Annotated in this window: 7 protein-coding genes and 1 riboswitch; of the genes, 5 read left to right on the forward strand and 2 right to left on the reverse strand. The window is 61.3% G+C overall.

What is annotated here, in order from left to right; translation table 11 throughout:
• Positions 1 to 95: 95 nt before the first annotated feature.
• The gene (locus tag IEW17_RS03830; protein WP_188560703.1) at positions 96 to 1,265 is read right to left on the reverse strand and encodes an XdhC family protein; all 1,170 of its coding nucleotides are present in this window, start codon (positions 1,263 to 1,265) and stop codon (positions 96 to 98) included.
• A gap of 428 nt (positions 1,266 to 1,693) precedes the next feature.
• Here IEW17_RS03830 and IEW17_RS03835 point away from each other — a divergent pair, with 428 nt between their 5' ends.
• The 4 genes from IEW17_RS03835 to IEW17_RS03850 all read left to right on the forward strand — a co-directional run bounded on the left by IEW17_RS03835 (position 1,694) and on the right by IEW17_RS03850 (position 6,479).
• The gene (locus IEW17_RS03835; RefSeq protein ID WP_188560704.1) at positions 1,694 to 2,374 is read left to right on the forward strand and encodes a response regulator transcription factor; all 681 of its coding nucleotides are present in this window, start codon (positions 1,694 to 1,696) and stop codon (positions 2,372 to 2,374) included.
• Between the two features lie 105 nt (positions 2,375 to 2,479).
• On the forward strand, positions 2,480 to 3,889 hold the full coding sequence (locus IEW17_RS03840) for a sensor histidine kinase (protein WP_188560705.1): 1,410 nt from the start codon (positions 2,480 to 2,482) through the stop codon (positions 3,887 to 3,889).
• A gap of 141 nt (positions 3,890 to 4,030) precedes the next feature.
• Complete coding sequence (locus IEW17_RS03845) at positions 4,031 to 5,677, forward strand: SulP family inorganic anion transporter (RefSeq protein ID WP_188560706.1); 1,647 nt, start codon at positions 4,031 to 4,033, stop codon at positions 5,675 to 5,677.
• A 73-nt stretch (positions 5,678 to 5,750) separates the two neighbouring features.
• Entirely contained in the window at positions 5,751 to 6,479 is a 729-nt protein-coding gene (locus IEW17_RS03850; protein WP_188560707.1) for a carbonic anhydrase, read from the forward strand.
• 272 nt (positions 6,480 to 6,751) lie between these two features.
• Here the strand turns inward: IEW17_RS03850 and IEW17_RS03855 are convergent, their stop codons facing one another.
• Positions 6,752 to 9,238, reverse strand: a complete 2,487-nt coding sequence (locus IEW17_RS03855) for a M1 family aminopeptidase (RefSeq protein ID WP_229748798.1) — start codon at positions 9,236 to 9,238, stop codon at positions 6,752 to 6,754.
• A gap of 183 nt (positions 9,239 to 9,421) precedes the next feature.
• Between IEW17_RS03855 and IEW17_RS03860 the strand changes: the two genes are divergently transcribed.
• A complete protein-coding gene (locus tag IEW17_RS03860; protein WP_188560708.1) occupies positions 9,422 to 11,404 on the forward strand; it encodes a TonB-dependent receptor plug domain-containing protein in 1,983 nt (660 codons plus the stop codon).
• A gap of 232 nt (positions 11,405 to 11,636) precedes the next feature.
• Positions 11,637 to 11,729, forward strand: a riboswitch (SAM riboswitch).
• Positions 11,730 to 11,819 lie beyond the last annotated feature (90 nt).

Raw genomic sequence — 11,819 nt, forward strand, 5'->3', positions numbered from 1 at the left:
CCGCAGCTAGTTGCGTGCAGCCTTTGGGTGGATGGTTGGATGATTAGGCAACTGCTAATTAGTGCCTGTGCGCAGTCCTGCCAAACAGGGTACTTTTAACGCATTTCAGCGGCTTTGGGCCTTAATTCGAAAGGGTGCTCCGGAGAATCGGCGTGGATGGCGGCCGTGGTAGCCCGTAGGTGCTGGGGACGCCGTCCGTTCTTCACGGCCTGGATTTCGGCCACAATGGCCAAGGCGATTTCCTCGGGCGTTTCGCCCCCCAAACTCAGGCCGATAGGACTGTGCAGGCGGTGTTGCAGCGCTTCCGCTGCTTCGGCTTCTGATAGATTCAGTTCTGCTTCTCCTAACAGTCGCCCGGCCTTGGCGCGGGGACCCAGCAGGCCAATGTAGGGCACCGATGACGGAAGCAGATTTTGCAGTGCCGCCAAGTCGTAGGCGTAGTTGTGACTGAGCAGTACGTGGTAGGCCCCGGCTTCGGGAATCTGCGTTTCCAATTCGCGCACGGGCACAATCCGTACTTCGGCCGCTTCCGGAAAGCGGGCGGCGGTGGCTAGGTTGGGGCGGCCGTCTACCACCGTGATGTGCCAGCCCAGCGAAGCGGCCAGGTGCACCAGCGGCTGGGCATCGTTGCCGGCCCCGTACACGATGAGGCGCAGCGGCGGCGTGAGCACCTCCAGTAACACCCGCACCGGCCCGGCATCGGTTTCAATATCCAACACCTGCGAAAGTCCCTGCGTGAGGGTAGCCCGTGCGGCCTCCGCCAGCGGAGCGGCCAGTAGGGGAGTGCCCCGCAACGCGCCCGCTGCCGACAGCAACAGGCGTTGCCCCACCGCCGCCCGCAGGCCCGTTGCATCCGTTTCAAAAACCGTGGCCAGCACGGCTGGCTCCGGGTGCTGGGCAAAGCCGCGCAAAAGCTCCATCGGATTGTCAGCCGCGTCGAAATCCAGCGGCTCCAGCAGAATGCGGACCACACCCTGGCAGCCGGGGCCGAGGCCGTGGCGCGGGTCGTCCTCGTCCCGGGTATCGTAAGTGACCAGCGCGGGTTGGCCCCGGAAAATGGCCTGGCGTGCCCGCTGGCGGGCATCGCCCTCCAGGCAGCCGCCACTGATGGCCCCGGTTAGCTGGCCGTCGTCGGTGACGAGCATGCGGGCGCCGGGGCGGCGGTAGGCCGAGCCCAGTACCTCCACCACCGTGGCCAGGGCGCAGGGCCGGCCCCCGGCGCGGTGCCGGTCGTAGGCCAAGAGCAGGCGTTGGAGTTCAGTCATAGATGGGCGAAGCGCGGCTGATGGCGCTTTTTGGTGCAATACGCCCGGCTACGGGGCGTAGTTGTATTGGTGCAATCGTAAATAATGCGTTTCCTGGTGCCGACGCGTGCTTATCCGGCCAATTGAGGGCAGATAGTCGCAACGAATTTGCCTGTTGGGCACAGGTACCAACTACTGACAATTTCGGCAATTCAAATGTTAGAAGTGCTCAAGTTGCGGCGCGGACTTGGGCATTTTCGCTTAAAAGCACCGCTTTATTTAATCGGGCTTAAAGCCATGCACCGGAAATTGGCCCAATTCACCGCATAATATCAGGTATTAAGCGTCCAGTCCTTACTTCCAAGCGTGGTATTTCCCCGACGGTGCCGTCTTGTGCTGAGCTGGAAAACCGTGGCTGTTTCGGGCGCGCGGCGCTACCTTCCGGCCCCATGAAAATCCTTTTAGTTGAAGACGAACCCTCCGTGGCGGCCTTCCTGCACCAAGGGCTCACCGAGCAGGACTACACCGTCGACCTCGCCGCCGATGGCTTGCTGGGCCTGCGCCGCGCCCAAGCCACGCACTACGATTGCCTGATTCTGGACCAGATGCTGCCCGGCCTCAGCGGCCTGGAAGTATGCCGCCAGGTGCGCGCCCACGACCCCGGCGTGCCCATTCTCATGCTCACGGCCCTGGGCGAAACTGATGACAAAATACGCGGCCTCGATGCTGGTGCCGACGACTACCTCGTCAAGCCCTTTGCCTTCGAAGAGCTGCTGGCCCGCCTGCGTGCCCTGGTTCGCCGCCGCACCGAAGCCCCCGCGTCCAAGGCCCTGCTCCACCTCGCCGACCTCTGCCTCGACCCCGGCGCTAAGCGCGTGGAGCGCGCCGGCCAGCTTATTCAACTCACCGCCCGCGAGTTTGCCCTGCTCGAATACCTGCTGCGCAACCAGGGCCGGGTAGTATCGCGGGCCGATTTGCTGGAGCACGTCTGGGACCTGAGCTTCGATACGGGCTCAAATGTGATTGATGTGTACATCAATTTCCTGCGTAAGAAGGTGGACAAGGGGTTTGAAACCAAGCTGATATATACGCTGGTCGGCATGGGCTACGTGATGAAGAATGAAAGTTGATATGAGAGATGTGATGTGCTACTCACCCAAATCTTCTAATTAATTTTAAATCAAGCATTTTCATGTCTTCCACCTTTCCACGTATTTCCCACGTCTGTTAAATAAATGTCCATCCGCCTCCGTCTTGCGCTGCAGTTCGGGTCTATTCTGGCCGTGACACTGCTACTGTTTGCGCTCGTTACCTACTTTGCCACGCAACAGTCGCGGCGGACGTTGTTCACCCAAAGCCTGTTCAAGCGGACGCTAGTAGTGGGGCACGCCTACGTGGCTGGCCAAAACGACCGTGATGATGCCGGCAAAGAAGCGTCTTACCGGCGCTACCTGCGCCAACTCTACCGCACCCTGCCCGCCGAGCAGGGGCGGGTTTATGACGTATCCAATCAATTGGTATTTAAGGAAGGGCAGGGGGCTGCCAAGCCAGTGCCCATTGCTTGGCTGGCCCAGGTGCGCCGCTCCGGCAGCGCCGTGCTCGAGTCCGAAACCAACTACCACGAAACCGTGGGCCAGCTCTATCGCGACGCCAAATTGGGGCCGCTGGTGATAGTGGCCTCGTCCGTGGATGAAGACAGCCGCCAGCAGCTGCAGCAGCTGCGGCACCTGCTGGTGCTGGGGCTGCTGGTTTCGGTCGGCGTGATGGGCGTGGGCAGCTGGGTATTTGCTGGCCAGGCCCTGCGGCCGCTGCGGCACATCGTGCGGGAAGTCGACGGCATAACGGCCACCGACCTGAGCCAGCGCCTGACCCGGGACGGCGGCTCCACGGACGAAATCGGCTTGCTGACCCAGCGCTTCAACCGCCTGCTCGCCCGTTTGGAAGCGGCCTTTGCGGGCCAGCGCACCTTCGTGCGCGATGCCTCTCATGAGCTGCGAACGCCGCTCACCGCCCTCATCGGCGAGCTCGAAGTGTCGCTGCTGCAAGCCGAACGCACCCCCACCGAATACCGCCGCGTGCTGCAAAGTACCCTGGATTCGGCTCGGCAGCTCAATGAGTTAACCAATGGCCTGCTGCAAATCGCTCGCGCCTCCGACGACCCCTCGCAGGTGCCCATGACGGCGGTGCGCCTCGATGAGCTGCTGCTGCTGGCGCATGAGCAACTGCTGCGCCGCCATCCCACCTGCCGCGTCGACCTCGATTTTGGCGAAGCCGACGACAACGCCAGCTTCACGGTGCGCGGCAATGAGGCGCTGCTACTCTCGGCCATGCTCAATATTCTGGATAATGCCTGCAAGTTTTCGAAGGATACGGGCAGCACCGTGACGGCCACCCTGGCTCGCACCCGCAGTCATTTCACCCTGCTGGTAGCCGACGAAGGGCCCGGTCTCACGGCCGCCGATTTGCAGCAGGTGTTCGTGCCGTTTTTTCGGGCGGCGGCGGCGCGGGCGGTTCCGGGGCACGGCATTGGTCTGCCCTTAGCAGCCCGCATCATGGCCTTGCACGGCGGCACGGTGCGCGTAGAAAGTGAGCCTGGCCAAGGCACTAGAGTCTGGTTAGATTGGCCATTGGGTAGTCTGAAATAAGACGTTCAGTCAGCTGAAAAGACCATCCTCATGATTTTTAATTCCGTTTTAATTTGTATTTAATTCGGTCTTAATAACGCGCGCGTAGTATTGTCATCGAACTTCGTCGCTATATGAGGTGAGGCATTCTAGTTCCGCTTTATGACACAAATTATTTCGTCCCCGGCTAGCACCGGAGCACCCATCGCGTCACCTGCACTTCCGCCAGCGCCCCGGCCCAAAACCTCGCTATTCAGCACCATTGGGCAGGATGCGCCCGCCGGCTTGGTCGTATTCCTGGTGGCGCTGCCGTTGTGTCTGGGCATTTCGCTGGCCTCGGGCGCCCCGCTATTGGCGGGCGTGATTTCGGGCATCGTCGGCGGCATATTGGTTAGTTCCCTCAGCGGCTCGGCCGTGAGCGTGAGTGGTCCGGCAGCGGGTCTCACGGTGGTGATGCTGTCGGCCATAGCGTCGCTGGGTTCCTGGCCGGCGGTGCTGGCAGCTACGGTCGTGGCGGGTGTTATTCAGATACTGTTGGGGGTGGCCCGGGCCGGTATCATTGCGCTTTATTTCCCGGCGGCCGTTATTCGCGGTATGCTGGCGGCAATTGGTATTATCCTGATTTTGAAACAGCTGCCCCACTTTTTTGGGGCTGATGCCGACTACTTCGAAGACATGAAGTTTCTGCAGATTGATGGCTTGAACACCTTTTCCGCCATTGGGGCCGCGGTGAAAGCGTTGAGCCCTGGCTCCGTGCTGGTGGGCTCGGTGGCCCTGGCGCTGATGCTGCTGTGGAACACAGCACCGGTACGCCGGCAGTCCTGGGCGCGGCTGGTGCCTGGTGCTCTAATCGCCGTGTTAGCCGCAGTAGCCATCAACCAGTTACTGAAATCGCTGGCCCCGGAATGGCAGGTGCGGCCCGTGCATTTGGTCAAGCTCCCAGTGCTGTCGTCGCTGGGCCAACTGGCTGATGAGATGACTTTCCCCGATTTCACCGCCTTGCGCAAGCCCGCCACCTACGGCGTGGCTTTCACAATTGCCATCGTGGCCTCGCTCGAAACGCTACTTAGCGTGGAGGCCGTTGATAACCTCGACCCCCAGAAGCGCCACACGCCTACTAACCGCGAGCTGCTGGCCCAAGGAACCGGCAACCTCGTCAGCGGCTTGCTAGGTGGACTGCCGCTCACGGCGGTCATCGTGCGCTCGTCGGCCAACATTGCCGCCGGTGGGCAGAGTAAGATGTCGGCCATCATCCACGGCATTTTGTTGCTGATAAGCCTGCTGTTTTTGGGTTCAATACTGAACTTGATTCCGCTGTCGGCGCTGGCGGCGGTACTGTTGCTGGTGGGTTTCAAGCTGACCACCCCAGCCCTGTACCGTAAGCAGTGGGCACTGGGCCGCGAGCAGTTCGTACCTTTCATTATCACCATCGTGGCCGTGCTCTTCACCGATTTGCTGAAGGGCGTGAGCATCGGCTTGGTGCTGGGCTTCTTCTTTATTCTGCGCGACAACGCCAAAGCCGGCTCTTACCTGCGCCGCGACGAGGCCGCCGAGGCAGCGGAGGGCGAAACTGCCAGCCATATGCACTTGCGCCTGCCCGAACACGTGTCATTTCTCAACAAAGCCAGCATCGTGACCACGCTGGAGCAGTTGCCCGCCGGTAGTCGCGTCATCCTCGATGGCTCCCGTTCCGATGTCATCGACCAGGATGTGCTCGAAGCCATTGAGGCGTTTCGGCAAGCAGCCCCGGCGCGGGGCATCGAGTTGGAGCTGCGCGGCATTCGGCAGGTAGAGTTGGGTACGCATTAATTGGTATTTTTCGCGGCGCTCCGGGTCGTTTTTTTGAAAACGGGACGGCTGGTGCCTTCATTTTAGTTTTTATATGGAACACATTCTGGAAGGCAATCGCCGCTGGGTAGCAAGCAGGCTGGCCGAAGACCCCGAGTATTTTCAAAAGCTGGCCACGGGCCAAAAGCCCCGCTACCTGTTCATCGGTTGCTCCGACTCGCGGGTGCCCGGCAGTGCCATCACGGGCACCGCGCCGGGCGAGATGTTCACCCACCGCAACATCGCCAACGTGGTGGTCAACACCGACCTGAACCTGCTCTCGGTGCTGCAATACGCCGTGGAAGTGCTCGAAGTCAAAATCATTCTGGTGGTTGGCCACTACGGCTGCGGCGGGGTGGCAGCAGCGGCTTCCAACAAGCAGTACGGCCTGATTGACAACTGGTTGACCAACGTGCGCGACGTGGTGCGCCTGCACGAAACCGAGCTGCTCCGCATCGCCGACCCCAAGCTGCGGATGCGCCGCCTGGTCGAGCTCAACGTCATCGAGCAGGTGCGCAACCTGGCCAAAACCAACATCATTCAGAACGCCATGCGCAGCGACAACCCGCCCATTCTGCACGGCTTGGTCTACGACCTGGCTGATGGGGTGTTGAAAGACCTGGAAGTGGACAATTCCACCTTCGCCGACCTCCAGCACATCTACGGCACCGAAGTGTACGAGGAGGAAGCGACGGAAACCAACTCCGAGGCCGAAGCTCCCGCCGTGCTTACCGCCCAAGAAGAATCCAGCACCAAAAAAGGCCCCAAGCACGACTCTGCCTAGGTCCCGCCGGCCAGCTTGGCAGAGTAAACGCCCGGCTGCCGCAACCAGCTTCTAAACAAGAAGGCCTGCCGCAATTGCGGCAGGCCTTCTTGTTTAGAAGCTGGTTGCGGCAGCTAAAATCATTCTGAAACGGTCATGCTGAGAGCAGTCGAAGCATCTCTGCCGCTTCGCTTGAGCCGGTGCAACGAAGCGGTAGAGATGCTTCGACAAGCGGACGTCAGATGAGCATGACCGTTTTATTAACTCAGATAGCTTCTTAACAAAAGCGAGAATTACTTGGCGTCCTTCAGCTCCTGAACAGCTTTGTCGACTGCCTGCTGGGCCTCGGTAGCGTGCGCCCGGCTTGCCTGGCCCTTGGCCGCTTCCTGCAGCATGGTGGTGGCCATCTTATCAGCCCCGTAGGTTTTATACTTCACGCCCAGGTCGCGCAGGCGTTTCACGCCTTCGGCAAAGGCAGATGGGTCGTCGAGGCGGCCCATCATATCGGCCATCGGCTGCGCCAGGTTGAACTGCGTCTGGGGGCGGGCCGCGTCAAAGTTGTTGCGCACATAAGCCCATTCGGCTTGGCCGCCACTCTTGGCGTACACGGCCACCACGGCCTCACTCAGGGCACTATGCGAGTCGTTTTCGAAGGCTTTGGCGCGGGTCAGGGCCTGAGCAGGCTGCACGGCGGCCAGGGCGCGCAGCGCGGCACCCTGCACGCCATACGACTGGCTGTTGAGTTGATTCGTGAAGAATTTTTCATCCTTCTTATCCTTCAGCTTGGCCAGCGAAGCCAGCAGCTGCGCCTGCACGGCGGTCTGCTTTTCGGAGGCAGCCAGCTTGCGCAGGGGAGCGGCGGCGGCCTTGGCCACGGCTTTGTCATCCAGCTTTAGCGACTGAATGGCCGCCCCGCGCACGCCATAAAATTTATCGTTGATGGCGGCCAGTAGCACGCCACGGGCGGCGGCGCTGGTGGTTTGTTCCTTAGCTGCAGCGGCCACGGCCTCCAGGCGGTCTACCACCCGGGGGGCGTGCGCGTACTGGTAGGCAAACTCCCCCATGGGTTTGTTGTCGGTTTTCAGCCACAGGGTTTTCTTGTTGGCATCCACGTTCACCAGGTCGGGCTTGGCCGGCAGCGCCATCGAGAAGGTCTGGGTGGCTTCGGTCATAGTTACGGCCTGGTGCTGCACTTTGCCGCTCACGTAGTAGTCGATGACGAAGGGCAGTTGGAAGGCGCGGCCCGGCTGGGTCTGCTTCACCGTCACGGACTGGATTTTGCGGGCCGCGTCCCAGTTGTAGTCGATGGCAACGATGGGGTGGCCGGCATCGAAGTACCACTGGTTGTAGAACCAGTTCAAGTCCTGGCCCGACACGGCCTCAAAGGCCAGGCGCATCTGGTGCGCTTCACCGGTGCCGAAGGCGTTGTCCTTCAAATATCTTTGGAGGCTGGCGAAGAATACCTCGTCGCCGAGGTAAGTGCGCAGCATGTCCATAATAGCTCCGCCCTTTTGGTAGCTCACCAGGTCAAATACGTCCTCCTGGCTGTCGTAGTGGAAGCGCACCAGGTTTTTGGTGGCATCGCGCGGGCTGGCCAGGTAACGGCTGAGGTAGCGGTAGTAGTGGGCTTCGGCGGCATCGCGGCCGTCGCGGTGCTCCAGGTAGATGCCCTCACCGAAGTCGGCCATGGTCTCGTTCACCGTGATGTTCGACCACGATTCGGCCGTCACGTAGTCGCCGAACCACTGGTGAAACAGCTCGTGCGCAATCACTGATTCGCCCGAATACTCGCGGTCGAGCAGCTCGCGGTCGGTGCGCTGCACCTGCTCGCCGTGCAGGGTGGCGGTGGTGTTTTCCATGGCCCCGCTCACGTAGTCGCGGCACACAATCTGGGCGTATTTATTCCAGGGGTACTCCACGCCGAGGCGGTTGGAGTAAAACTCCAGCATGTCGGGCGTGTTGCCGAAAATCTGCTTGGCAAAGGGCGCGTACTTGGGCTCCAGGTAGTAGCTCACTTCCTTGCCGCGCCAGGTGTCTTTGTAGATTTTGAAGTCGCCCACGGCCATCATAAAGAGATAGGGGGCGTGGGGCAGCTCCATTTTCCAGGTGTCGGTGCGCAGGCCGGCACCGGCGGGTACCGAATTCACCAGGCGGCCGTTGCTGAGCGTGACATACTTGCTGGGCACGGTCATGCTGATTTCCTGGGTGGTTTTCTGGTTGGGCCGGTCAATGGTCGGAAACCAGGCCGACGAGCCTTCGGTCTCGCCCTGCGTCCAGACTTGCACGGGCTTGCCCGCCACGGCGCTGTCCGGGTTGATGAAGTATAGCCCTTTCGCGTCGGTGATGGCGGCACTGCCCTTCACTTTCAGCTCATCGGGCTTCGATACGTAGTCGATATAAATTGTGTATTCCTCGCCGGGCCTAAAGGTTTTGCCTAGGTTGATGCGCAGGTTGGCGGCATCGGTGTAGGTGTATTTCAGCGGCTGCTGCTGGCCGCCGCTCATCATCGCCACCGCTTTAATTTCCATGCCTTTGGCGTCGAGGCGAAGCGAGTCGGTGGGGTAGCCGTGGGGCTTGAGCGTAATCCACGTTTTGCCGTAGAGGTAGCGCTTGGCGTAGTCGAAACGCACGTCAAGCTTGGTGTGCACCAGGTCGTTGACTTTGGTAACCGAGGCGCGGTAAGGGGATTCAGCCTTGGGGGCCGGTGGAGTGGGAGCTTGCGCCATTGCCGGAGCCATGGCCGCCAGGCTCAGGAGGCCCATCGCAAAAAGATGCTTCATTGAAAAAACTTGGTGGGAGGTAAAAAAGTGAATTCGCGCGAAGGACGGGGCAACGTGGTCAACGTTGCCCAGCCCGCCACGAAAGTAGCGTGGACTGTGCGAGTCCGCGCGTCGTGTGGTCAACTCGCGGACTCGCAGATTCCGCGCTACAGTAGCTTTGCACCCTCATCAACTCCCATCTGAATGCGACTTACGCGCTACGCCACGCCCTTCCTCTGTATTTTTATCACCGGCAATGCCCTCGCCCAAACCCCCGCTGACAGCAGCCGTGCCCTGCGCGAAGTCACGGTTTATGGCTCCCGCCTCAACCAGCCCGCCGGCCAGACCGGCCGCTACGTGACCGTGATTCCCGGCCGCACCCTCAGTCAGTATCCGGTGGCCTCGCTCGACGACTTGCTGCGCCTGCTGCCGGCTATCGAGGTGCAGAGCCGCGGCAACTTCGGTACCCAGGCCGACATCACCCTGCGTGGCTCCACCTTCAACCAAGTGCTGATTTTGCTGGATGGCATGCGGCTGAACGACCCGCTCACGGGCCATTTTGCCGGTTACCTACCCATCACCCCGGCCGAGATTGAGCAGATTGAGGTGGTGCGCGGCCCCGGCGCGGCCCTCTACGGCCCCGATGCCGTGGGCGGTTTCATCAATATCGTGACCAAAACCTTCGCAGCTACCCACCGGCCCGACGGTGTTGAGCTGGCCGGCACCTTCCTGGCCGGCGAGTACAACCTGAAAAGCACCAACGCCGGCTTTTACGGCCAGGACAAGGGCCTGCGCCTGGCCGGTGGCATCCTCAACAACTCGGCCAGCGGCCAGCTGCTGAGCGTGCCCGGCGGCGGGCGCAACGACTTTAAGCTGAACACCTACTCGCTCTCCGGGGCTTACCAAATCAGCGACAAGCTCAGCGCGGCGGCCCGCGCCAGCTTCGACCGGCGCGAATACAACGCCCAGAACTACTACACGACCCTGGCCAGCGACCGCGCCCGCGAAACCACCGCCCGCGACTGGTACCAGGGCCAGCTGCGCTACGACTGGAACCCCCGCGCCCGCACCGAGCTGCAGCTGGTGGGCACGTCCAGCACCGACGTTTATGTGTTCACGCCCACCTCGGTGGCCAGCGACCACCTTATGCACTACCTCAACGTGCAGGGCCAGCACCAGCTGCGCCTCTCCGACAAGGTGCAGCTCACCCTGGGCGGCCAGGCCGACCGCCGCTCCGTGCGCAGCAACGACCGCGGCAACCACGCCGTGTGGCACCAAGGGGCCTTTGCCGTGGCCGGCCTCGCGCCCTATACGGGCCTGAACGTGACGGCGGCCCTGCGCCTCGACCACGACCAGGCTTACGGCACCGAAGTGGTGCCCCAACTCACGGCCAGCCAGCAAGTGGGCGAGAAGCTGACGGTGCGCGCCGCCGTGGGCCGGGCCATTCGGGCGGCCAATTTCACCGAGCAGTACAACTCGGCCATCCGGCCCGGCACCGTACCTAATCTGTTCAACGTGGGCAACCCCGGCCTGAGCGCCGAGCGCACCATCAGCTACGAAGGTGGCCTCGACTTTGAGCCCCTGCCCGCCATCACGCTGCGCGCCACCTACTTCAACCGCTATGGCCGCAACCTGATTGACTACGTGAACACCCCTAGTAGCCAGGTTCGGGAGGCTACAGGCTTCACCAACCTGAACCCGGCAGCCACCTACCGCTTCGCTCAGAATCTGTTTGCCGTCACCACCCAGGGCCTGGAATTTGAAGCCAGCACCCGCGCCAAGCTCGCAGCCGGCCTGCGGCTGGAAGGCAGCGTGGGCTACACCTACACGCACCTCAACGTGGCCGGCGAAGTAGTGTCGCAGTACCTGAGCAACGTGGCCAAGCACCTGGTGAGCGGCAACCTGAGCTTAGTGCAGCGGCGTTTCACCGTGGCTGTGGGCGGCGTGTATAAGCAGCGAACTGCCCAGCAAACTACCGTCACGCCCACCAATGGTCAGCTGGCCGTTGCGCTCACCCCGAGCTATGTGGTTTTCAACGCCCGCCTCGAAGCGGCGCTGCTGCCCGAGCGGCTGTGGTTCACGGGGCAGGTTCAGAACCTGTTCAATGGGCAATACTCCGACCTGTTGGGGGCCCAGATGCCGTCGCGCTGGCTGATGGCCGGTGTGCGGCTGGCCCTGCGCCGGTAAGCAAACGGCCTTATTTAGGGCAGAAATTTATCCCCAGCAACACGTCATGCTGAGCGCAGCCGGAGCATCTTCACCGCGAGTAAATTGCATTACTTGCGCGGTAGAGATGCTTCGGCTGCGCTCAGCATGACGTGCTTTTTATGTAGGTAAGTGTATGTCGCCGCCAACTTTTTGCCGGGATTAGGATTTCATCCCTACATTTGTACTATCAATTCTTTCTCCTAAAGGATTGTTTTTATACAGAGGCGCTGAGAGACAGGCTCACTGACGCGCCGGCAACCATTCGCAATCGCGAGCACGGTGCCAATTCCTGACCATATAAAAACAAGTTGCCGTGGAAGCCCCCAACAACCTCCCCCTCCGAACTACTGCTTTTCGTGCCCCCGTCGCTAGTATGCGAATGGCTGGTATGGGC

Origin of the sequence: Hymenobacter frigidus (assembly GCF_014640435.1) — a bacterium.
Lineage (GTDB): Bacteria > Bacteroidota > Bacteroidia > Cytophagales > Hymenobacteraceae > Hymenobacter > Hymenobacter frigidus.